Raw genomic sequence first — 22,938 nt, 5'->3', positions numbered from 1 at the left:
TACGGTCGAGCTATGACCGCCGCCCACAGTCTCACCGCGCTGATCGCCAGTGTGGTCGTGCTGACATCCGGCACCTTGCCCAGCGAGGCCGCCAAGGTGCCGCAGATGCGCGACATCGCGTACACCACGTGGACGTCGTCCGCCGACTTCCTCGCCGGTGCCCACTCCGGCACCACGGTCGCCGACGGCGCCCTCACCTTCGGTACGTCGACCGGCACCACGCCGTACGTCGATCCGTTCGGTGACGGCACCGCCAAGAGCTACGACCGGACCAGCTGGACGTCGCCGGTCGTCACCCCCGGCTTCGGCCTGACCGAGCTGATCGCGTCCTGGAACGCGACCACGCCGCCCGGGACCTGGGTCGAAGTGGCGATGTCCGGCCGGACCGATCTCGGCACATCCACCAAGTGGTACGTGCTCGGCCGATGGTCCAGCGGTGACGACACCGCGGCCGGCGACATCCACCGCACCTCGGTGCCGGCCCAGGGCGACGCGAACGGATCGGTTGCCGTCGACACCTTCGTCGCGGCCGGCGACAGGTCCCTCGATCGCTGGCAGCTGAAGGTGACGCTGTACCGGCTCAGCGGGACGACGCAGGCCCCGATCGTCCGGTCCGTCGGCGCGATGGCGTCCTCGCTCCCGGATGCGAAGAAGGTTGCCGTCAGCCCCCTTGGCGGTGCGGAGGGCGTCGTGCTCGACGTACCGACGTACTCGCAGGAGACCCACATCGGGCATTACCCGCAGTGGGACAACGGTGGCGAGGCCTGGTGCTCGGCGACGTCGACGGCGATGGTGCTCGACTATTACGGCGCCGGGCCGACCGCCGAGGAGACCGCCTGGGTCGATCCGTCCGACGCCGATCCTCAGGTGGACCACTCGGCCCGCTCGGTCTTCGACTACGCGTACGACGGCGCCGGGAACTGGCCGTTCAACACGGCGTACGCCGGAACGCGCGGGATCGACGGGTTCGTCACCCGGCTGCGGTCACTGACCGAGGCGGAGCAGTTCATCAAGGCGGGGATCCCGTTGGTCGCGTCGTTGTCGTTCAAGAAGGGCGATCTGCCCGGGGCCGGCTACGGAACGAACGGGCACCTGATGGTGATCGTCGGGTTCGACCCGGCCGGCAACGTAGTCGTCAATGACCCGGCGTCGCACCTGATCCCGAGCAACGACGAGGTGCGGACGACGTACGACCGGGCGGCCTTCGAGAACGCGTGGGTGCCGCATTCGGGCGGACTCGTCTACGTCATCCACCCAGCGGGGATGCCACTGCCGCCGGTGGGGCCGCAGGCCAACTGGTAGAAGCGACAGCGCCCGCCACACCGGGGCGGTGTGGCGGGCGCTGCTCTGTCCAACGGGCCTCAGCGGGCGAAGAGCGCACCCGTGAGGTTGGTGGTGAGGTTGCGGAGCGAGTCCGGCAGGTACTGCAGATGCCAGCCGCGCGGGCCGCGGTACCACGGGAAGCCCTCGTCCTCGTCGACGTCGTCGTCGGTCGCGACCAGAGCGTCGATCCAGCGCTCCGAGCCGCCGAGGACGACGGCGTACGGGAGGGCGCGCGAGCACAGCTCCGCGTGCTGGTCCGACGGCAGTTCGCTGACGTCCATCTCGAGCAGCTCGCCCCGGATCGCGGCGACCTGGCCGAGCACCCGGCCGGCAGCCGGAGCCTTGGCCGGCATGTAGCGGCCGACCACGATCAGGCCGACACCGACGGCGGTGACCGCCAGCCCGAGCAGGCCCCAGGTCGTCAACAGTGCGAGTGCGATGGTCAGCGCGACACCCAGCACGGTGACGGCGATGCCAATTGTTGCCCACAGCGACCTCGTCCGGTCGGGGCGCTCGGTGAACCAGCCGCGCTTGACCACACCGTCGTACAGGGCGTCCTGGACCTGGCCGAGGTTCGCCCGGACCTGGCGGCCGAGCTCGGAGACCAGCACCGAGTCGGAGTCGCCGAAGATCGCCCGGATCAGGACGTTCTCGTAGCGCTGCAGCTCCTCCGACGGTGCGTTCGCGACCCGGCGCAGCTCCCAGTCCGGCCGCGCGTACTCGGAGTCGTGCTCCTGCTCGATGATCGTGAGGTGCCCGCGGACGGCCAGATCGATGATGGTGGCGGTCACGTCGACCGGGTCGATCCGCTCGTCGATCAGGGTGCCGACCTCACCGGGGCGCAGGTCGGACGGCGGGGTGAAGTCGATCCGGGTGTCGTTGCCGAGGCTGAACAGCGACGCCGGTACGACGCGTCGCGGGTCGACCCGGTCGCGGCCGCGGACCCGGTAGAGCAGCAGCAGACCGATCGCGCCGAGCAACAGGACGGCGAGCGCGGTGAGCAGCTGTGCGGTGTCGGTGGAGAACGCCCGCTTGAGCGTCTTGCGGTACTCGACGATCGAGTTCGCGGCGATCTCGCCCTCGGGGAAGCCGACCGTCATCCGGACCGTGTTCCCCGGTGGCAGGCCCTGCTGCTGGAACGTCGGCCCGGCCGTCTCACCCATCTGCGCCAGCGAGCACGGGCTGTTGCTGTCGACCGCGCCGGCGAAGCAGGAGACGTGGGTGACCTCCGGCGTACTGAAGACGATGTTCGCCTGCTGGACGGTCAGGTTGATCCCGGTCAGCGGGGCGAACCGCACCTCGGTGCCGTTCAGCGTCTTCGCGACCGCGCCCTTCACCGTGTAGGTGAAGTCCAGCTGGGTGGCACCGCTGACGTCCGCGACCGCGACCGAGGTGACGTCACCGCTCTTGCTGATCTCGGTCTTCTTCTCCTGGCCGCCGGCCGTGACCTTCAGATCCTGGAGCTCCTGCACGTGGTCGATGTCGTCGGGCAGGTGATCGCGGGTGACCACGAACCGGGTGAAGGTCCCGGTCACGTTGCTGAGCTTCCAGGTTTCGGAGACCTTCAGCAAGCCGTCGCGTTCGACCCGGATCTGACTGTCGAAATTGGTCACGACCGGGTCGGCCGCACCGTGGGAATCGGTCGCACCGGCCGGGACGCCGGTCAGGGCCGAAAGACCGAGGGCACACAGGGTTAGCCCGAGCAGACGTAGACGCATCGCCCAATCACACCGTAAAGAGAGGGTCAGTTGACTCGGGCACCCTATCGTGACGGGTGTTTCATGCAACGCGATCCCTCGCTCGGCCGGCGTCCGGCAGGTGTCAGCCACCCAGAGCGGGATGTGTCGTATCTGCTGAGTCCGTCTGTTGAGCTGGGCAACTGTTGGTGAGCCTGGGCTCGGATAGCGTCTGCCGGGTGTCTGGCAACCAGTGGGGCCCGCCGCCCGGGCCGCAACCACAGCCTCCCTACGGTGCGCCTCACGGTGGGCAGCCACCGTCTTATGGTGCGCCGCAGTGGCAGCCTGGTCCGCAGTACGGCGGTCCGCCGCCGTCAGCGCCGTACCAGGGGATGCCGCCGTACGGCGGAGGGTCGGGCGGACCTGGCGGGCCTGGCGGGCCGCAGTTCGGCTGGGGTGCTCCGCCTGGCGGACCTTCTGGTGGGCAGCCGCCGCGGAAGAAAGGTGGCGGCGGCAAGGCCGTCCTCGTGGTGCTCGGGGTGGTTGTGCTCGGCGGGGTCGGGCTCTTCGGTGTGTCGAAGGCCTTGAAGGACAACGACTCGTACGCCGGCCCGTCTTACTCCTCCTCCAGCTACACCCCGACGTACGGGCCGTCTGCGTCGCCGTCGGTCGCGACGAGTCAGCCGACCAGGACCACGACCCGGCCGACCGCGACCAAGCCGACCGCACCGCGGACGACGTCCACGCCGAAGCCCAAGCCCGGGCCGACCGACACCGACCTGGTGCTGCGCAACAAGCTGTACAAGGCCGGAGCGATGAAGGCGGTCAGTTGCAAGGAGTCCAGGTCCCGCCCGTCGAACGTGTCGGGCGCGCGGGCCAACTACGCCAACCTGCTCAAGTGCCTGAACAAGTCCTGGCCCGCACTGGTGGCCAAGTCCGGCGCCCGGTTCCGGCCGCCGACCGTGCAGCCGTTCAGCGGGACCGTCACGACACCGTGCGGGACCGGCAACGACTCCGGTCCGCCGTTCTACTGCGGCACCAACGAAACCATCTACATGAACCTCACAGAGGACATCGGCAACTACAACCGCTACCCGCAGGAGTACCAGAAGGTGTGGGCGCGGATGTGGATGCTGCACCAGTTCGCGCACGAGTACGGCCACCACGTCCAGAACCTGACCGGCATCCTCGCGGCCAACCACCGGATCCGCTACGAGGCCCCGAGCCAGGCGCTCGAGCTGGAGGGCAGCCGGCGGCTGGAGCTGCAGGCGTCCTGCTTCGGCGACATCTTCATCGGCTCGAACAAGCGCAGCTACCCGATCACCGGCCAGTCACTGTTCCAGTGGAAGTGGCTGATCCTGCACTGGACCGACCACAACAACGACCACGGGGACGGGGTGAACCACAGGTACTGGGCGACGCGCGGTTTCAACGGCCGCAACCCGAGCGTCTGCAACACCTTCGCCGTGTCCTCCGCGAAGGTGCAGTAGGCCTCGGTACGACGGGGGTCCACGGCCGGCTCGCATGGGGTCGTGGGCTGGTCGGCGTACCGCGGGAACGGGTGCGGCAGCTCACAACGTCATAGTGGTCTCGATCACGGAGCACCGGGTTGCAGACGGAGACTGGCCGCGCTGGCTAGCCTGGTGCGTCCGGATCACGCAAAGTATGTCCGGGGGCGAGCAGTCTGTCCGGGGGGACGCACGACCCGGCGCGGCGTCGGCACCCCGAACAGCGCCGGATGCACCACGTTGACGGCTACACCCAGAAGGTCGTGAGGAGTATCGATGTCGGACAACTGGAATCCACCCCCGGGGCGCGAACCGGCTGACGGCGACCAGCCGGCCGGTCCGCCGGAGCAGTCTGCCGGGGATGGCCAGTCGCCCACGTGGTGGAGCGAGGCCACAGACGCCAAGCGCGAGTTCCAGGACCCCAACGCGTCCCAGGACGAGCGGCCGGCGAACAACTGGTTCGGTGACGGTTGGGCCAACCGTCAACCCGAAGACCCCGACCAGGACCCGACCTGGCAGACCCGGCCGGAGCAATCCCGCCCCCCACAGCCCGGTCCTAACCAGCCCGGTCCCAGCCAGGCTGGTCCCACCCAGGCTGGTCCTAACCAGCCCGGTCCTGGCCAGCCCGGTCCGGGGCCAGTGAGTTCTTGGCAGTCGGCACCTGCCTATGGCAGCACGCCGCAGCCGCCCCAGCGCGGACCCCAGCAAGGCACCGGACCTCAACAGGGCCCGGCATCTCAGCAAGGCCAGGCACCTCAGCAGGGTTCCGGTCCTCGGCAGGGTGGTGGACCGAACGTTGGGCCGGCACAGGGCGGCCGTCCTCAAGCAGGCCCCCCGTACGCCGGTGGACCGCAGGCCGGTCCCCAGTCCGGTGGTCCCCAGTCCAGCGGTCCCCAGTCCGGTGGTCCGCAAGCCGGTGGTCCGCAAGCCGGCAGGCCCCAGAGCGGTCCGCAGAGTGGTCCGCAGGCTGGTGGGCCACGTGATGGCGGAGCACCGCGCTTGCAAGACGATGACGCTCAGGCCGGTGGCACGGGTCCGCACTCACAGAACTCCTATCTGTGGGGCCCCTCGCCGCAGGGTCCGGCAGCGCAGGGTGGCTCGGGACCGTCCTGGCCTGCCCCGCAGGCGCCGTCCCCGTGGAGCAACGCGCTGCCGCCGAACCAGCAGCAGGGCGGCGCTCGGCACGCAGCCCAGCGCGGGCAGCAGGGTGGTGCTGCCGGTGGGTACGGTGCCGGCTTCAGCGGCCCCGGCTCCGGCGGCCAGATCGGCCCGATGGGCCAGCCGGTGCAGCAGGCGCCGACGTGGCAGTACCCGCCGATCCCGATCCCGCAGCCGCCGGGTGGCGGTCGGCGACGCAAGCAGAAGACGCGGACGCGTGGCCTGCTGATCGGTCTCGTGGTGCTCGCCGTACTGGTCGTCGGCTCCGGTGTCACGCTCCTGGTCCGCCTCACCGGCGACGACGCCCCGCAGACGACCAACACCCCGTCGGTGCAGCCGTCCGAGAGCCCGTCCGACTCGCCGTCGGAGAGCCCGTCACCTGCGTCCGAGACGCCATCCGCGCCGGCCGCGCCGACTATGGACGAGATCGTCACCGCGAGCAAGTTGTACACCGTCGGCCCGATCGCGGCGTCGAAGTGCGCCGAGCCGCCGTTCGCGCCGATCAACGTCGTCGCCGCGCGGAGCTACTACAACCGCCTGCTGCCGTGCGTCAACCGCACCTGGTTGCTGGCGATGAAGAAGGCCGGTCTGCCGTTCAGGGCGCCCAAGGTGGCCGTGTACATCGGCAAGCTGTCGTCCCCGTGTGGCATCCAGCGCAGCGTCCGGGCGGCGTACTGCGGTGCGAACGAGACGATCTATCTCCCGTTCACCGTGGACAACCGGTACTACAAGAACAACCCGGTGTACGCCCGCGCGATCATGCTGAACACGTTCGCGCACGAGTACGGTCACCACGTCCAGAAACTCAGCGGCATCCTGGCGGCCTCGGTCAGCCGGCAGCAGAAGATGACGCCGAACCAGAAGCTGCTCGAGAGCCGTCGGCGTGAACTGCAGGCCACCTGCCTCGGTGCGGCGTACCTGGGTGCGAACGCGGCGTTCACCCCGATGCGCAACCCGCTGCTGGCCAACTGGCGGTTCCTGATCTCGCACACCGGCGACGACTACGCCCGGCCGCGGGTACACGACCACGGCAACCGGGTCAGCAACTACCAGTGGTCCATCGCCGGGTACAACAGCAAGCAGCCCAACTCCTGCAACACCTACACCGCGGACGAGGCCCGAGTGGCCTAGCACTACAACAACGAAGCCCGGGTCCGCCCACTGGACCCGGGCTTCTGTGTATCTGGCTCAGAAGAGGCGGCGAGCCGTGGTGAGCGAGCCACCGAAGGACGTCACGAAGTTGCTGAGCGATTCACCGATGTCGGAGAGGTGCCAGTTGTCCGGTCCGGAGTACCAGCCGATGCCGGCGTCCGGATCGTCGTCGTCATCGGTGGCGGCGATCTCCAGCGCCCACTTCTCGGTCAGCCCGAGCACAGCGGCGTACGGGAGGCACCGCGACGCGAACTCGAGCCGATGGCTCTGCGGCAGGTCTGCCGAGGTCTCGTCGAGCAGGTACCGCTGCAGGCCCGCCACACGTCCGAGTACGGCCGCACCACGCGCAGTGCGAGCCGGTGCGACCTGACCAACGAGTGCGAGCACCAGTCCGGCCAGCATGACCGCGAAGCCCACCAGGGCGTACTTGCTCACGATGGCGAGCACGATCGTCAGTACGACGCCGGCACCCAGCAACACCAGGCCTGCGGTGGTCCAGCGGTTCCGGTCGGAGTCCGGTCGGTTGTTGAACCACCCTTGCGTCACGACGTCGGCGTACAACTGCTCGCGCACCAGGTTGAGCCGCGGCCGCAGGGACGCGCCGAGCGTGGAGACGACGACCGAGTCGCCGTCCGCGAACACGGCGTCCAGCAGAGCCTTCTCGTACGGCAGAAGCTCCGGACCGCCCTGGTTCAGCCGGTGCAATTCCCAGTCCAGCTTGCCGAACTGGCTCTGCCGCGGCAGCTCCACGATGGTCAGGTAGTTCCGTACGGCGAGGTCCAGCAACGTCGCGGTGATGTCGACGACGTCAGCCGTCTCGTCCACCACCGTGCCGACCTGACCCGGGCGGATGCCGTCCGGTGCAGCGAACTGCGGACCGTTCGTGCTGTCCAGCACCGGCCGCTCCGGCGCACCGCCACCTACCTTGGCCGCGTCACGACCGCGGAAGAACCACAACGCCACGGCACCCAGCAGTCCGATGCCGAACACGAGCGCGGCGAGGCCGAGCGTGCTCGAGTCGGCGGTGAACGCCCGACCGAGGCTCCAGCGAGTCGTGAACTCCGCATTCGGCTGCACCGTCGCCTGGTCGCTCAACCCGGCCAGGAAGGTCAACCGACCACCTGCCGGTACGCCGTTCTGGTCGATCTGCAGCGCGGCCGACTCGGCCAACTGCGACGACGTACACGGCATGCTCGAGCCGACCCGGCCGGAGATGCAGGTCACCCAGGTCGCGAACGGGACGTCCACAGTCACTGAGGCCTTCGGGACCCCCGTACCGAAGCCCTGCACGATCGGCCAACTCACCTCGCGGCCCTCGGTGGACTCGGCCACGACGTTGTCGACGGTGTAGCTGTAGACGATCTTCGACTGACCGGACACGTTCATTGTGAGCCGGCGTCCGTCGTCGATGCTCTCGTTCTCGAACCCCTGCGCCGGCTGGCCGTTCACAGTCGCCGACACGTCGCTGACGTCGTACGTCCGGTCCCGCTCGGCGTCGGCGCGGACCCGGGTGGCCAGCGTCCGGCTGAACGTCGTACCGCCGGCTGTCAGGTCCACTGTCTCCTTGACCTGCAGCGCTCCGTCCTTGGTCAGCGTCGCCTCGGCGGTGTACGCCGTGATCTGGTCGTCGGCGGCCTGTTGTTCGGCAGCTTGGGCAGGCAATGTGCCCAGGGCAACGAACGGGACGGCCAGGGACATCAGCAGGGCAGCCGGCAGGAGGCGGCGCTTCAGTGACATGGGTCGAGAGTAGTCTCGTGCCGGTTCGCCCAGCGAACCCGAGTCAGGCCAGTCCAGCGGCAGGAGGGCAACACCGGTGAGCAGCCCGTACGGCCACGGGATCCGTCCACAGGATCGGCCCGTGGGTCCACCGCCCGGCGTCCTGCCGCCTCCTCAGGCAGCCCCGTACGGCGGTCCGCCGCCCGGCCAGTACGCGCCACCACCCGGCCAATACGCACCGCCCGGCCAGTTCCAGGGCGGTCCGTACCAGCCCGGCCCCGGCCAGTTCCCACAGCAGGGTCCAGGTCAGTTTCAGCCCGGTGCGCCGTACCAAGGTCAATGGGGTCAGCCGTACTACGGCGGCCAGGGGCAGTTCAACGGGTTCCAGCCACCTCGGCGGCGGGGTGGACCGGCACGGCTCATCCTGCTCGGCTTCGTGCTGCTCATCTTCCTTGGTGCGTCGCTGGCCGTCATCGGCGCGATCCTGACCGGCGGTGATGCCGGCAACACCACCGCCGAGCCGCGCGTGACCGGCCCGTCGATCGTGCCGACGGCGAGCACCAACCCGCAGAAGGGCTCGGCGGAGGACTACCTGCTCAACGCCGAGATCTACCGCAGCGGCGCACTGCCCGAGCAGAACTGCAAGGCCGCGAACCTCGGCACCGGCAGTCTCGCGGCGCAGAAGGTGTACTACCAGAAGCTGTTCACCTGCCTGAACAACGCCTGGCGGCCGATCTTCAAGGACCTCGACCAGGAGAAGCCGGACCCGGGCCTGGTCGTTTTCGACAAGCCGGTCGTGACACCGTGCGGCAACTTCGCGCCGCTGTCCGGCCGGGTGCTGGCGTTCTACTGCTACGGCAATCAGGTGATGTACACCGACGTACAGCAGATGAACAAGGCGTTCGGACCGCAGCAGGATCTCGCCTACCTGATGACGATCGCGCACGAGTACGGCCATCACGTCCAGGGCGTCACCGGGCTGTTCTACGCGCGAGCGGCGTACCTGCAGGACCACCCGGACAAGAAGCTCGAGTACTCACGCCGCAACGAACTCCAAGCCTCCTGCTTCGCCGGCGTCTTCAGCAAAGCGGTCGCCGAGACCTACCCGCTGACCGACCGCATGAACGAGTTCAAAGAACAGTCCAGCAACAGCTTCGGCGAATCCGCCAACACCCCACCAGAAGAACGAACCCACGGCCTCGCCACCAGCCAGGGCTTCTGGATCCAGAACGGCTTCAACATCTCCGAAAACAAGGCCTGCAACACCTACGCCGCCCCCGCCGACCTGGTGAAGTAGCCCCGACCGCGGCCTGACAGCATCTGAGCCAACGCTCATTGGTGGATTTCGGTCCGCGAGATCGTCCGCTGCCGACAGAAATTCACGACTCGGCGATGTTGTCTCGGCGTTGTGCGGCGTTCTGGTTGTGTTAGCTGAGGGGCGTATCATCCGGGCGTGACGTTGCGACGCGGGGAGTGGGCGCCACCCGCGCGGACGCTGGTGGATGTGTTGCAGGAGACGGCGGCGAAGTGTGCGGACGAGCCGGCGCTCGATGACGGCAGTGTGAGTCTGAGTTATCGGGAGTTGCTCGAGCAGACGACCAAGTTCGCCGGGCGGCTCACCGCGGGTGGGATCGGGCCGGGCGACCGGGTCGGGGTGCGGATCTCGTCCGGTCACAACGATCTGTACGTCGCGATCCTCGGGACGCTGCAGGCCGGGGCGGCCTACGTTCCCGTGGATGCGGACGACCCGGATGAGCGGGCCGAGCTGGTGTTCGGTGAGGCCGCGGTCGCCGCGATCGTGACCGACGACCTGGAGCTCAACCTTCTCCGGGCAGCGCCGGCCGGACCACCGCCGGACAACGACAACGCCGACGGCTACTTCGACTACCCGTACTCGGCTCGCATGGACGAGCCACAACCGGATCCGGTACGAGCGGGCGGCCCGGAGCCCGACGATGACTCGTGGATCATCTTCACCTCGGGTTCGACCGGCGTACCCAAGGGTGTCGCCGTCTCGCATCGATCCGCGGCGGCGTTCGTGGATGCCGAAGCGCGACTGTTCCTCCAGCACGAACCGATCGGCTCCGACGACCGGGTCCTGGCCGGACTCTCAGTAGCGTTCGACGCGTCGTGCGAGGAGATGTGGCTGGCGTGGCGTCACGGTGCGTGTCTGGTGCCGGCGCCGAGGTCGCTCGTCCGCAGCGGCATGGACCTCGGCCCCTGGCTGGTCGCGCAGGGGATCACGATCGTCTCCACTGTCCCGACCCTCGCAGCGCTGTGGCCGGCCGACGCGCTCGACCAGGTCCGGCTGCTGATCTTTGGCGGCGAGGCCTGCCCGCCCGAGCTCGCGGAGCGACTGGCGACGGACGGCCGCGAGGTCTGGAACACGTACGGTCCCACCGAGGCGACCGTGGTGGCGTGCGGTGCTCAGCTGACCGGGGAAGGTCCGGTCCGCATCGGCCTCCCGTTGGACGGCTGGGACCTCGCCGTAGTCGATGCCGAAGGCAACGAAATTGCCGAGGGCGGGATCGGCGAGCTGATCATCGGCGGTGTCGGGCTCGCCCGCTATCTCGACCCGGCCAAGGATGCGGAGAAGTTCGCGCCGATGCCGACGCTCGGCTGGGAACGCGCGTACCGCAGCGGCGACCTGGTCCGCTACGAACCCGAAGGCCTCATCTTCCAGGGCCGCGCCGACGAGCAGATCAAACTCGGCGGCCGCCGGATCGAGCTCGGCGAGGTCGACGCAGCCCTGCGGGCATTGCCCAATGTCTCTGGCGCAGCCGCTGCCGTCCGCGCCAGCGCCGCCGGAAATCAGTTGCTCGTCGGGTACGTCGTACCAGAAGACCCAACCGTGTTCGACCAGAAAGCGGCCACCGAGGAACTCCGTAAAGCCCTGCCCGCAGCGCTCGTACCGCTTCTGGCGATCGTCGACACCTTGCCGACCAGGACCTCAGGCAAGGTGGACCGCAACGCGCTCCCCTGGCCACTCGAGGGAATGGACAGCGACGGCCCCGCCGTCGAGCTCGACGGAACGGCCGGGTGGCTCGCTGAGCGCTGGACGAAGGTCCTCGGCGCGAAAGTCACCGGCGCGGACAACGACTTCTTCCTGCACGGCGGCGGCAGCCTCGCGGCCGCGCAGCTCGTGTCGGTGCTCCGCGAGCGGTACTCGGATGTGACCGTCGCGGACATCTACGAGTACCCACGACTCGGAGCACTCGCCGACCGGCTGGACGAGTCGACAGTGACCGCCGAGCCGGCGGAGGTCCGCGAAATCAGGCCAACGCCGAGGTCGACGCAGCTGCTCCAGACCGCGCTGACCCTGGTCCTGCAGACGGTCGTCGGGGTGCGATGGCTCGTCTACCTGTTCACCCTGAACAACCTGCTCGCCGAGTTCGCCGGCCCGCTCCCCTGGCTGCGGACAGTCTCGTGGTGGTGGATCCTGGCCGGCTGGCTGATCCTGATCACCCCGGCCGGCCGGATGGGTATCGCCGTCGTCGGCGCGCGCCTCCTGCTCCGCAACCTCAAACCCGGCACCTATCCCAGAGGCGGCAGCGTCCACGTCCGCCTCTGGGCGGCCGAGAATCTCGCAGACGCCGCCGGAGCGGCCAACCTCGCCGGCGCGCCCTGGATCGCCTACTACGCAAGGGCTCTCGGCGCGAAGGTCGGCCGCGGTGTCGATCTACACACGCTCCCACCGGTCACCGGGATGTTGACCATGGGCCGCGGTGCGTCGATCGAGCCCGAGGTGGACCTGGCCGGTTACTGGATCGACGGCGACCGGCTGCACGTCGGCCCGGTGAGCGTCGGCGCCGAGGCCGTGATCGGCTCGCGTAGCACGCTGCTGCCCGGTGCGGAGATCGGCCGCAATGCCGAGATCGCCGCCGGCTCGGCCGTCTCCGGCAAGGTGCCCCCGAACGAGCGCTGGTCCGGCTCCCCCGCGACCCGCATCGGCCGCGCCAGGCGCCCCTGGCCCGATCACCGGCCGGCCCGCGCGCCGTGGTGGGTTCTCGCGTACGGCGCTCAGTCCGCGGTGATGTCATTGCTTCCGGTCGCCGCGGCCGCGGCCGCGATCGTCGTACTGGGTAACGCGCTTCAAGGCACCGAGACACTCGGCCAGGCCGCGCTCAAGGCGCTCACCGCCGTACCGCTGATGACGCTCGTCGGGTTCGTGATGCTGGCCGTGCTGACGCTGATCGGCGTCCGGCTGCTCGGTATCGGGATCAAACCCGGCCACTACCCGGTGCGGAGCCGGATCGGCTGGCAGGTGTGGGCGACCGAGCGACTGCTGGACTCGGCCCGCACACTGCTCTTCCCGCTGTACGCGAGCCTGCTGACGCCTTGGTGGCTGCGGGCACTCGGGGCGAAGATCGGCCGGGATGTCGAGGCGTCGACAGTGCTGTTGCTGCCGAAGATGACCACGGTCGGTGAGGGCGCGTTCCTGGCCGACGACACAATGATCGCGTCGTACGAGCTGGGTGGCGGCTGGCTGCACGTGGCCGGCGCGAAGGTCGGGAAACGGGCGTTCCTCGGGAACTCCGGGATGACCGCGCCCGGCCGGTCGGTGCCGAAGAACGGGCTGGTCGCCGTGCTGTCGGCCGCGCCGAAGAAGTCGAAGGCCGGTACGTCGTGGCTCGGATCGCCGCCGGTGAAACTCCGGCGCCAGGCGGTCGGCGGTGACCAGAGCCGGACGTTCAACCCGCCGTTCAAGCTCAAGGTTGCCAGAGCGCTGGTCGAGCTGTGCCGGTTCGTGCCGATGATGTGCACGGTGGTGATCGCGCTCGGCGTGCTGTTCGGGCTGCAGGCGCTCGACGTGTGGCTCGGGCCATGGCTCACGGTGCTGCTGTCCGGCGCGGTGATCCTCGCCGCCGGAGCGGTCGCGGGCGGAATGGCGACGGTGGCCAAGTGGCTGATCGTGGGTAAGACCCGCGCGGTCGAGTACCCGCTGTGGAGCTCGTTCGTCTGGCGCAACGAGGTGGTCGACAGCTTCGTCGAGCTTGTCGCGGCGCCGTGGTTCGCGAACGCCGCCGCCGGTACGCCGGTCCTCACGCTCTGGCTGCGGACCCTCGGGGCCAAGATCGGCAAGGGCGTCTGGTGCGAGACGTACTGGTTACCCGAGGCCGATCTGGTCACCCTCGGCGACGGTGCCACGGTGAATCGCGGTTGCGTGCTGCAGACGCACCTGTTTCATGATCGAGTTCTCTCCATGAGCACAGTCACCTTCGGGCCGGGAGCGACCCTCGGGCCCCACGGCATCGTCCTGCCGGCCGCGACCGTGGGGGCAGGGGCTACCATCGGCCCGGTGTCTCTCGTGATGCGTGGTGAAGGTGTACCTGCCGGGACGCGCTGGGCCGGAAACCCGATCGCCCCCTGGCAGAGCTGATGGTTGCCCGCAACAACGGGCAGCCCGGGGCAACGACCGCCGGCGACCCCTACGTGCCCACTCACGGCAATGGCGGCTACCACGTCGAGTCCTACGAGCTGGATCTGGACTACCGGGTCAACAGCAACCGCCTGACCGGCAGGGCGACCATCACCGCGGTAGCCACCCAGGCCCTGTCCCGGATCAGCTTCGACCTGTCCGGCCTGCGGGTGTCCAAGGTGTCGGTCAACGGCCGCCGGGCCCAGCGTTACACCCACCGCTCCGGGAAGCTGCACATCTCGGCGAACATCACGGACGGCGCCGAGTTCACCGTCGACATCCAGTACGGCGGTAGTCCCAAGCCCGAGGACAGTCCGTGGGGCGAGCTGGGCTGGGAGGAGCTCACCGAGGGCGTGATCGTCGCCAGCCAGCCGAGCGGCGCGGCGACCTGGTTCCCGTGCAACGACCACCCCGGCGACAAGGCGCACTACCGGATCGCAGTCACCACTGATTCGCCGTACCAGGTGGTCGCCAACGGGCGACTGGTGTCACGGCGGGTGAAGGCGAGCCGGACCACGTGGGTCTTCGACCAGGCCGCGCCGATGGCGACGTACCTGGCGACCGTGCAGATCGGCCGGTACGACGCTATCGAGCTGGCCGCGTCACCGGTGACGACCCGGGCCGTGCTGCCCGCAGCACTGGTCCGCAACGCGAAGGTGGATCTCGGCCGGCAGCAGGACATGATGAAGCTGTTCTGCCGGCTGTTCGGGCCGTACCCGTTCGGTGCTTACACGGTCGTGGTTACGGACGACCCGCTGGAGATCCCGCTGGAGGCGCAGGGCATCTCGGTGTTCGGCAGCAACCATCTGGACGGCCGGCGCGGATCCGAGCGGCTGGTCGCGCACGAGCTGGCGCATCAGTGGTTCGGCAACAGTCTGACGCCCGCGAGCTGGCAGTACATCTGGCTCAACGAAGGGTTCGCCTGCTACGCCGAGTGGCTGTGGTCCGAGGCGTCGGGCGGCCTGACCGCGACGCAGCAAGTGTCGAAGGCGCACGCGCGGTTGAAGGGCTTGCCGCAGGACCTGCTGTTGTCGGACCCGGGCCCGGAGCTGATGTTCGACGACCGGCTCTACAAGCGCGGCGCGATCACTTTGCACGTACTGCGTCAGCACCTCGGCGACGACGCGTTCTTCGAACTCCTGCGGACGTGGACCAAATCCCACCGCCACGGTTCGGTGACGACGCACGAGTTCATCGCACTGGCGGTGTCGTTCAGCCCGGACGAGGGCGCCGTACGCCACCTGTTCGCCCTGTGGCTGGACTCGACGGAGCTGCCTGCCTTCAGGAGCGGGCGATTTCGGCTGCGGCCTTGACGAAGCGTTCGGTGAGCGGGGTCCGGTTGGCCCAGGCCGCACCGATCCACCAGGTCGCGGCTCGGCCGGGCAGTGGGACGAGGCGGATCCCCGGCGGTGCGATGCGCTCGGCGGACTGCGGTACGACGGCCGGACCGGCGCCGGCGGCAACCAAAGCCAGTACGGTCTGCAGGTCGGCGGTCTCCTGAAGAACGGTGGGGTGGCAACCGAGTTCGGCGTACAGGCCGTTGATCTGGGCGGTCAGACCAGGCCCGCGTGCCGGGGTGAGCCGGACGAGCGGCCGGCCGTCGAGCCACTTCCCGATGTCACGCGGAACGTCGACTGCCGAGGGGACCGCGAGGGCCAGCCGATCGCGCCGTAACCGTAGGTGTTCGAGGCCGGCAGGGACAGGCAGCCGGACGAAGCCGATCTGCAGACTGCCCGCGAGCAGACGTTCGCATTGGACCGACGACGACATGTCCTCGAGTGACACCGAGACACCAGGCCAGCGACTACGGAACAGAGCGACCGCCCGTGGTGCCAACTCGATCCCGGACAGCCCGAACCCGATCGCCAGCGACCCTTCGCTACCCGCTGCGACCTGGGCCGCGCGCCGATCGAACGCCTCCGATCGGTCGAGCAACTCCAGAGCGTCAGGAAGCAACAGTTCCCCGGCCTGCGTCAATCGGGCACCATGCCGGCCACGGCTGAACAGCACCGAACCGACCCTTCGCTCCAGTACCTGGATCTGCTTGGTCAGCGCGGGTTGGCTGGTCGACAGTTCCTCGGCGGCGGCCCCGAAATTGCGCAGCCGGGCGACCGTGACGAACGCGCGGAGCAATCGGAGATCCATAACCCCACGATATGGAATCTGACCAAACAACTATTGGACGTCATAGAACCATCGGCGTTTCGATGGGCTCATGAACCTCTTTCGCAGCGCGGTCGTCCAGTTCGAACCGGTACCGAACCAGCCGTCGGCCAACCTCGCGACCGTCGAACGGCTGGCTCGCGAGGCGGTCGCGGGCGGGGCCCGGCTGGTGGTGTTCCCGGAAATGTGCCTGCTCGGCTACTGGCACCTCCGCCGGCACACCGCCGAGCGGCTGCACGAGCTGGCCTCGCCGGCGGACGGCCCGCTGGTCGGCCGGGTCCTTGCCCTGGCCGAGGAACTCGACGTGGGGATCGGCGTCGGGTTCCTCGAGGGTGCCGACGGCAAGCTGTTCAACTCGTACGCCGTCTGCCTGCCGACCGGGGACGTCCACGTGCACCGGAAGCTGCACGCGTTCGAACACGAGGCGATCGCGAGCGGGTCGTCGTACACGGTGTTCGACACGCCCTGGGGATTCCGGGCCGGGGTGCTGATCTGCTGGGACAACAACCTGGTCGAGAACGTCCGGATCACCGCGTTGCTCGGGGCAACCGTCCTGCTGGCGCCGCACCAGACCGGCGGGACGAACTCGCGCAGCCCGCACGGGATGAAGCCCATCCCGCTGGAGCTCTGGGAGAGCGGGGATGCGGCCGCGATCGAGGAAGCCTTCAACGGGCCGAACGGCCGTGGCTGGCTGATGCGCTGGCTGCCGGCCCGGGCCCACGACAACGGCCTGTTCGTGCTGTTCAGCAACGGTGTCGGCCGGGACGACGACGAGGTCCGCACCGGCAACGCGATGATCCTGGATCCGTACGGCCGGATCGTCGCGGAGACTCCGGTTCCGGCCGAGTCCGTCGTGATCGGCGATCTCGACCTGGAGCTGGTGCCGCTGGCAACGGGCCGCCGCTGGCTCCGCGGCCGTCGTCCCGAGCTGTACGGCGTACTGACTGAGCGAACCGGGGACGAGCTGGACCCCAGAGCAGCCCGCTTCTCGACCGATCCCGTCAGTAGATGAGCGCTGTGGCGATGGCCGCGATGCCCTCGCCCCGGCCGGTGAAGCCCAGGCCGTCGGTAGTCGCCGCGCTGACGGATACCTCGGCGTCGCAGCCGGCGCTGAGCGCCTTCTCGGCCTCCTCCCGACGAGGGCCGATCCGCGGGCGGTTGCAGACGATCTGGACCGAGACGTTGCCGATCTCGAACCCGGCCGCCCGGACCCGCCGCGCCGCCTCGGCCAGCAGTGCGATGCCTGATGCGCCGGCCCACTCCGGCTCGGCAGTACCGAAGTTCGACCCGAGATCGCCCAGCCGGGCCGCACTCAGCAGCGCGGTGCAGATCGCGTGCGCGGCCGCGTCACCGTCGGAGTGACCGGCCAACCCGGACGTCTCTTCGGGCCAGTGCAGGCCGGCCAGCCACATCGGCCGGCCTTCCTCCAGCGGGTGTACGTCGACGCCGTTCCCCACCCGTGGGATCTTCACGTCAGTCTCCTGTCCGCCAGCAACGCCTCGGCCAGCAGCAGGTCCCGCGGCCGCGTCACCTTGAACGCGTCCTCGGACCCCTCGACCGTCAGCACGGTCACCCCGAGCCGCTCACACAGCATCGCGTCATCCGTCGCCCCGGCGCCACCGGTCGCATGCGCACGACGCAGTACGGCAGGGTCGAACCCTTGCGGAGTCTGTACGGCGACCAACGTCGACCGGTCGGGCGTGTCGACGACCTCACCGGCCGTGGAGACCCGTTTGATCGTGTCCGTCACCGGCACGGCCGGTACGACGGCCGAGGCCCCGCCACGCACCGCGGCAACGACGCGTTCGACGACAGCCGCCGGGACGAACGCACGGGCCGCGTCGTGGACGAGGATGCAGTCGATCCCGTCGACCGGGACCAACTCCAGGGCCACCCGAACCGAGTCGGCCCGCTCCGCACCGCCCGCGACCACGAGCAGCCGGGCATCCCCGGCGTACGGCTCGAGTTCCTTGCGGACGGCGTCCTCGGTGCCGGCCGGGACGGCGACCACAAAACAGGCGAGGTCGGCGGCGGTCGCTGCCTGCAGTCCACGTACGGCGTGGACCAGCAGCGATTCGCCACCGACCTCTCGAAATGCTTTAGGTGTCTCACCACCGAGCCGCAGCCCGAGACCGGCCGCCGGGATGATGGCCGCGGTGCTCATCTAGAGCCCACGCCGAACGGCAGGATCACGTACTTCGACTCGATCTGATCAGTTCGATCAGGAAGCGAGAACCTCGTCGAGGATGGCTTCCGCCTTGTCCTCGTTGGTGTGCTCGGCCAGGGCCAGCTCGGAGACCAGGATCTGGCGAGCCTTCGCCAGCATCCGCTTCTCACCGGCGGAGAGACCGCGGTCACGCTCACGGCGCCACAGGTCACGAACGACCTCTGCCACCTTCATCACATCACCGGAGTGCAGCTTCTCGAGGTTCGCCTTGTAGCGTCGCGACCAGTTGGTCGGCTCCTCCGTGTGCGGTGCGCGCAGCACGTCGAAGACGCGCTCCAGGCCAGCCTGATCCACGACGTCACGCACGCCGACAAGATCGAGGTTGCACGCGGGGACCCGGACGACCAGGTCGTTCTGAGCGACGATCCTCAAGACCAGGTAGGTCTTGTCCTCACCTTTGATCTGACGGGTCTCGATGTCCTCGATGACGGCCGCACCGTGATTGGGGTAAACAACCGTCTCGCCGACTGTGAAAGTCATATGTCACGTGCCCCTTTCCAAGCTCTATCCTACCACGTGGCAAAGGGGCGGGCCGGGGCGTTTGCGCTGGTCAGAGGCCACTTCTCGCCTTGACAAACTTTCTCGGCCATGCCTCGTGCGCGCGTGAATGGTTGCCGGGGACACCGTCGCGACAGCCCGTGATGGCCATCCCGCCGTCGGGTCCGGCGGGTGCGAGAGCTACGCTGTGACGCGCCGGAGGCCGCTGCCTGACGGCCTCGAACAGCTTTGCAGGAGAGGGATCCCAGTGCCGATCACGTTGTCCTCGCGGTCCGTCCGGCGCGCCGCGCTGGCGGGTGCCGCCGCCACTCTGAGTATCGTGCTGACGGCCTGCGGCGCGAGCTTCAACGCCCAGACGTCGCAGCCGTACCAGCCGGCCGAGGGCACCAACGCCGACTCAGGCTCGATCGCGGTACGTAACGTCCTGGTGCTCGCCTCCGAGGACGGCAAGGGCGAACTGCACGCCGTCATCGTCAACAACGGTGGATCCGACGACACGCTGGTCGGGATCGAGCAGGCGCCGCCGGAGACCGAGGACGGCCAGGCCGGCGGCGACCAGCCGACCGAGGTCACGTTCGGCAACGTGAAGCCCCTGGACCTGAAGGCCGGGACCTCCACCGTGCTGCCGCCGGCCACCGGCGCGGAGGCCGAGAGCGGCGAGGCGAGCGGCGAGCCGATCACGGTCACCGGCGCCAAGCCGGGCCAGATGGTCAACGTGGTGATCACGTTCGGCGAGGCCGGCCCGATCACCGCCTACGTCCCGGTCCTGACCCAGGACCACTACTCCCCGTCCCCGCGCGACGATGGGGAGTCGCACGGCTGAGCCGCCGGTACGACGCTGAGCGTCGTACTCGCGTCAGACATCCGAACGGGCCGCCCCGGCGCGGGACGGCCCGTTCGTCGTACCGGCGGGACCTGTGGCCGAGGTCCCGACGGACGAGTGAGGCCCGGTACGACAGATCGGTCGCCGTACCGGGCGGGTCGCAGACGCGACCTAGGTCAGCCCGCGGCTTGGGCGGCCTTGGACAGGCCGGGGATGATCTTGTCCAGCACCCACGGGACGCTCAGCACGCTGACGGCGCTCATCCCGGAAATGACCTGCTGGTCCTCCATGACATAGGCGCTGCCGCGCTTGACCGCGGCCAGCGAGGAGTAGACCGGGTCGGCCTGGAACTTCTGCGCACCCAGCCCGTCGACGTACGCGACCACCACGTCGGCGTCGATGTCGGGCACCTTCTCCTTGCTGATGGTGAGCGCGAACTCCTTCTTGGTGTTGCCGGCCTGCAGCTTCTCCACGCCGGGGGCGTTCACGAAGCCCATCTCGTTCAGGATCTGCACCCGCGGGTCGGTCGGCATGTAGGCGTAGTTGTCGGCGCCGAACGAGCCGACGGTGATCGTCTTGCCCTTGAACTCGGGGTGCTCGGCCGCGACCTGCTTGATCTTGTCGTTGATCCCGGAGATCAGCTTCTCGGCCTCGGCCTTCTTGCCCAGCGCCTGACCGACCAGCAGGGTCTGGTCCTGCCAGGTGGTCTGCCACGGTGCGCCCGGGTAGGCGACGGTCGGCGCGATCTCCGACAGCGTCTTGTAGGTGGCCGCGTCGAAGCCCTCGTACGGAGCCAGGATGACGTCCGGCTTCAGCGCCGCGATCTTCTCGAACGGGAACTTGTCGCTGGTGTCCAGCAACTCGGTCTTGGCGGCGTCGAACTTGTCCGCGTCCCACGCGGTCGTTCCGGCCTCGGTCGGGCCGTACGTCACCTTCGGCATCCCGACCGGCGTCTCGCCGAGTGCGTAGACCACGTCCTGGGCGTTCCACCCGAGCGTGACGATGCGCTCCGGCTTCTTGGTGATGGTGGTCTCGCCGAACGTGTTCTTCAACGTGACCGGGAACCCGGCGGCCGCCGTACTGGCAGAGCCGCTGCTCTGCTCGTCGGCGTCGCTGCCGCACGCGGCCAGCGTGGTCGCGACCAGTACGGTGGCGACCGCCAGCGCGGCGGTTCGGGCCGGCCGCAGGGCCGCCCGGGAACGGGACCAGGACATGGGACTCTCCTTAGCGATGAATTGCCTCAACTAAGGAGAGCCTAAGCTAACCGGCAAGACCTGTGCAGCCTGGGACGATGTGACTCAGGACTCGGACTGGGCGGCGAGAGCCCGGCCTTCCGTCAGGTCAGGACTCGAACTTGTACCCGAGACCGCGCACCGTGACCAGGTGCTGCGGGTTCGACGGGTCCTTCTCCAGCTTCGAGCGCAACCGCTTCACATGTACGTCCAGGGTCTTGGTGTCGCCCACATAGTCGGCACCCCAGATCCGGTCGATCAGCTGCCCCCGGGTGAGCACCCGGCCGGTGTTGCGCAGCAGCATCTCGAGCAGCTCGAACTCCTTCAGCGGGAGCCGGATCTCGGTCCCAGACACGGTCACCACGTGCCGCTCGACGTCCATCCGGACCGGCCCGGCCTCGAGCGTGTCCGGCAGCAGTTCCACGTCCTGGCCACGCCGCAGTACGGCGCGGATGCGGGCGAGCAACTCCCGTGGGCTGTAGGGCTTGGTCACGTAGTCGTCGGCGCCCAGTTCGAGGCCGACCACCTTGTCCACCTCGGTGTCCTTGGCGCTGACGATGATCACCGGGACGTTGCCCCGGCTGCGCAGTGCCCGGCACACCTCCGTGCCGGACAGACCCGGCAGCATCAGGTCGAGCAGGACGATGTCCGCACCGGCCCGGTCGTACTCGTCCAGCGCGTCCGGGCCGGTCTCCGCGACGGCGACCTCGAACCCTTCCTTGCGCAGCACGTACGACAACGCGTCGCTGTAGCTCTCTTCGTCTTCGACGACCAGCACTCGGGTCACGAAGCTGCCTCCTTGGCTCTTTCTGACGGGGTAGGCGTCAGGGGAATGGCCGGCTCCTCCTGGCTGGGGGAGTCGGTCTGGCCCGCGGCGGGTTCGAGCCGCAGCGGGAGTCTCACGGTGAAGGTGGAACCCTGGCCCTCGACGCTCCAGACCCGCACATCGCCTCCGTGGATGGAGGCGATGTGTTTGACGATGGAGAGACCGAGGCCGGTACCACCGGTTTCACGGCTCCGGGCCCGGTCGACCCGGTAGAACCGTTCGAAGATGCGTTCCAGATCGCTGCTCGGGATGCCCACGCCCTGGTCGCTGACGGTCACCTCGACCAGGTCGCCGATCGGGTGCGCGGCGACCGCCACCCGGGTGCCGTCGGGGCTGTAGTTGACCGCGTTCTCGACCAGGTTGCCGATCGCGATGGACAGCTGGTCCTCGCTGCCCATCACCTCGAGATCCGGATCGGTCTTCACCACGATCTTGATGTCGCGGTCCTCCGCGTCCACCCGGCAGCGGTCCACCGCGGCGTCGATGACGCCGTTGATGTCGACCGGGCCGGGATTCTCCAGCGGGTCGTCGCCCTGCAGCCGGGACAGCTCGATGATCTCCTTCACCAGCCGGCTCAGCCGGGCCGCCTCGATCCGCATCCGGCCGGAGAACCGCTGCACCGCCTCCGGGTCGTCGGCCGCCTCCGAGACCGCGTCGGCGAGCAGGATCAGCGCGCCGATCGGCGTCTTCAACTCGTGGCTGACGTTGACGGTGAAGTCCCGCCGGATCGCCTCCAGCCGGCGTTCCCGGGTCCGGTCCTCGACCAGGACCAGCACCAACTGGCTGCCCAGCGGCGCCACCCGGGCACTCACGTACTGCGTGGCGCCGAGCCGGCCGCGGATGATCTCCAGGTCCTGCTGGCGGATCTCGCCGTCGCGACGTACCGCCCGGACCATGGTCAGCAGGTCCTCGACCACCAGCCGCTCGCCCCGGACGATGCCGAGCACGTGGGCCGGGGCGCTGGCCTGGAGCACCTGGTCCTCCGGACCCATCACCACCGCGGACGACCGCAACACCGACAAGACGGTGGCGACACCGCTCGGGACGATCGGCTCCGGGGACACCGGGATCTTGTGCTGGGCCCGCTCGCTGAGCATCATCGCACCGAGTGAAAGCAGGGCCAGGGCCGCGCCGATGACGCCGCCCAGCACCGCAGCCAGCGTGGGGTCCACGGCAACGATGCTACGCGGGCAACCAGCAGGGAAAGACCGAATGAG

17 protein-coding genes are annotated in these 22,938 nt (G+C 68.9%); 8 read left to right on the top strand and 9 right to left on the bottom strand.

What is annotated here, in order from left to right; translation table 11 throughout:
* Positions 1-12: 12 nt before the first annotated feature.
* Complete coding sequence (locus EV652_RS09985) at positions 13-1,302, top strand: C39 family peptidase (RefSeq protein ID WP_132208751.1); 1,290 nt, start codon at positions 13-15, stop codon at positions 1,300-1,302.
* A 59-nt stretch (positions 1,303-1,361) separates the two neighbouring features.
* Here the strand turns inward: EV652_RS09985 and EV652_RS09980 are convergent, their stop codons facing one another.
* On the bottom strand, positions 1,362-3,041 hold the full coding sequence (locus tag EV652_RS09980; RefSeq protein ID WP_132208750.1) for a DUF2207 domain-containing protein: 1,680 nt from the start codon (positions 3,039-3,041) through the stop codon (positions 1,362-1,364).
* A 197-nt stretch (positions 3,042-3,238) separates the two neighbouring features.
* Between EV652_RS09980 and EV652_RS09975 the strand changes: the two genes are divergently transcribed.
* Entirely contained in the window at positions 3,239-4,489 is a 1,251-nt protein-coding gene (locus tag EV652_RS09975; protein ID WP_305000201.1) for a neutral zinc metallopeptidase, read from the top strand.
* A 1,017-nt stretch (positions 4,490-5,506) separates the two neighbouring features.
* On the top strand, positions 5,507-6,796 hold the full coding sequence (locus EV652_RS09970; RefSeq protein WP_132208749.1) for a neutral zinc metallopeptidase: 1,290 nt from the start codon (positions 5,507-5,509) through the stop codon (positions 6,794-6,796).
* Positions 6,797-6,853: 57 nt separating this feature from the next.
* Here EV652_RS09970 and EV652_RS09965 read toward each other — a convergent pair whose 3' ends face one another.
* Entirely contained in the window at positions 6,854-8,554 is a 1,701-nt protein-coding gene (locus tag EV652_RS09965; protein ID WP_132208748.1) for a DUF2207 domain-containing protein, read from the bottom strand.
* Between the two features lie 121 nt (positions 8,555-8,675).
* On the opposite strand from EV652_RS09965, the gene EV652_RS09960 reads away from it, so the two are divergent.
* The 3 genes from EV652_RS09960 to EV652_RS09950 all read left to right on the top strand — a co-directional run bounded on the left by EV652_RS09960 (position 8,676) and on the right by EV652_RS09950 (position 15,265).
* Positions 8,676-9,830, top strand: coding sequence for a neutral zinc metallopeptidase (locus EV652_RS09960; RefSeq protein WP_242001678.1), 1,155 nt, complete (start codon positions 8,676-8,678; stop codon positions 9,828-9,830).
* A 156-nt stretch (positions 9,831-9,986) separates the two neighbouring features.
* Positions 9,987-13,913: a Pls/PosA family non-ribosomal peptide synthetase gene (locus EV652_RS09955; protein ID WP_132208746.1), complete on the top strand. Its 3,927-nt coding sequence runs from the start codon at positions 9,987-9,989 to the stop codon at positions 13,911-13,913.
* Positions 13,913-15,265 (top strand): M1 family metallopeptidase, encoded by a 1,353-nt coding sequence (locus EV652_RS09950; RefSeq protein WP_132208745.1) that lies wholly within the window; start codon positions 13,913-13,915, stop codon positions 15,263-15,265. Before EV652_RS09955 ends, EV652_RS09950 begins: the two co-directional genes overlap by 1 nt.
* On the opposite strand, the gene EV652_RS09945 is transcribed toward EV652_RS09950, so the two are convergent.
* A complete protein-coding gene (locus EV652_RS09945) occupies positions 15,234-16,097 on the bottom strand; it encodes a LysR family transcriptional regulator (protein ID WP_132208744.1) in 864 nt (287 codons plus the stop codon). The genes EV652_RS09950 and EV652_RS09945 overlap by 32 nt on opposite strands.
* Positions 16,098-16,167: 70 nt before the next feature.
* Here EV652_RS09945 and EV652_RS09940 point away from each other — a divergent pair, with 70 nt between their 5' ends.
* Positions 16,168-17,127, top strand: a complete 960-nt coding sequence (locus EV652_RS09940) for a nitrilase family protein (RefSeq protein ID WP_132208743.1) — start codon at positions 16,168-16,170, stop codon at positions 17,125-17,127.
* On the opposite strand, the gene ispF is transcribed toward EV652_RS09940, so the two are convergent.
* Genes ispF through EV652_RS09925 form a run of 3 tightly spaced genes read right to left on the bottom strand, consistent with a single transcriptional unit; the run spans position 17,117 to position 18,822 of the window.
* Positions 17,117-17,527 carry a 2-C-methyl-D-erythritol 2,4-cyclodiphosphate synthase gene (ispF, locus tag EV652_RS09935; RefSeq protein WP_242001708.1) on the bottom strand — a complete coding sequence of 137 codons (411 nt, stop codon included), beginning with the start codon at positions 17,525-17,527 and terminating at the stop codon, positions 17,117-17,119. The two genes, EV652_RS09940 and ispF, sit on opposite strands and share 11 nt — an antisense overlap.
* A gap of 56 nt (positions 17,528-17,583) precedes the next feature.
* Positions 17,584-18,279, bottom strand: a complete 696-nt coding sequence (gene ispD, locus EV652_RS09930) for a 2-C-methyl-D-erythritol 4-phosphate cytidylyltransferase (protein ID WP_132208741.1) — start codon at positions 18,277-18,279, stop codon at positions 17,584-17,586.
* A 57-nt stretch (positions 18,280-18,336) separates the two neighbouring features.
* Positions 18,337-18,822 carry a CarD family transcriptional regulator gene (locus EV652_RS09925; protein WP_012918679.1) on the bottom strand — a complete coding sequence of 162 codons (486 nt, stop codon included), beginning with the start codon at positions 18,820-18,822 and terminating at the stop codon, positions 18,337-18,339.
* Between the two features lie 265 nt (positions 18,823-19,087).
* Between EV652_RS09925 and EV652_RS09920 the strand changes: the two genes are divergently transcribed.
* Positions 19,088-19,663, top strand: coding sequence for a copper chaperone PCu(A)C (locus EV652_RS09920; RefSeq protein WP_132208740.1), 576 nt, complete (start codon positions 19,088-19,090; stop codon positions 19,661-19,663).
* A gap of 176 nt (positions 19,664-19,839) precedes the next feature.
* On the opposite strand, the gene EV652_RS09915 is transcribed toward EV652_RS09920, so the two are convergent.
* The 3 genes from EV652_RS09915 to EV652_RS09905 form a co-directional block, all read right to left on the bottom strand.
* Complete coding sequence (locus EV652_RS09915) at positions 19,840-20,877, bottom strand: iron-siderophore ABC transporter substrate-binding protein (RefSeq protein ID WP_132208739.1); 1,038 nt, start codon at positions 20,875-20,877, stop codon at positions 19,840-19,842.
* A 127-nt stretch (positions 20,878-21,004) separates the two neighbouring features.
* Positions 21,005-21,682: a winged helix-turn-helix domain-containing protein gene (locus EV652_RS09910; protein ID WP_131353111.1), complete on the bottom strand. Its 678-nt coding sequence runs from the start codon at positions 21,680-21,682 to the stop codon at positions 21,005-21,007.
* Positions 21,679-22,893: a sensor histidine kinase gene (locus tag EV652_RS09905; RefSeq protein WP_132208738.1), complete on the bottom strand. Its 1,215-nt coding sequence runs from the start codon at positions 22,891-22,893 to the stop codon at positions 21,679-21,681. The genes EV652_RS09910 and EV652_RS09905 overlap by 4 nt, the downstream gene beginning before the upstream one ends.
* Positions 22,894-22,938 lie beyond the last annotated feature (45 nt).

The organism is Kribbella steppae (assembly GCF_004342025.1).
GTDB lineage: Bacteria > Actinomycetota > Actinomycetes > Propionibacteriales > Kribbellaceae > Kribbella > Kribbella steppae.
The sequence above is the reverse complement of the archived record's forward strand: the minus strand, read 5'-3'. Positions and strand labels throughout refer to the sequence as shown.